1 pseudogene is annotated in these 228 nt (G+C 36.0%); it reads right to left on the bottom strand.

The features are described 5' to 3' along the window. Positions 1 to 228, bottom strand: a pseudogene (locus CBI42_RS12160) (ISLre2 family transposase); the annotation flags it as partial.

Genomic DNA, 228 nt, shown 5'->3' with positions numbered 1-228 from the left:
TACCATTGTCCGAGTTAGTGATAAGAAGAGTTCGATCAGTGATTTCAAAATGATTATAGAGATAGTCTATCAATTCTTCCTTTGCTTGTTCATGGCTTGTATGGATAATCTCATGCTTATTCTCTAGTACATACCGATTATTACCAACCTTTTTAGCTCCAGTATGAATCAGGAAATGGGCTAAGTCTGTATTGTGTCGTTCATCATTGCTTGATGTTGTCTTGATGA

The organism is Streptococcus sp. KR, from assembly GCF_002238115.1.
Taxonomy (GTDB): Bacteria; Bacillota; Bacilli; order Lactobacillales; family Streptococcaceae; genus Streptococcus.
The sequence above is the reverse complement of the archived record's forward strand: the minus strand, read 5'-3'. Positions and strand labels throughout refer to the sequence as shown.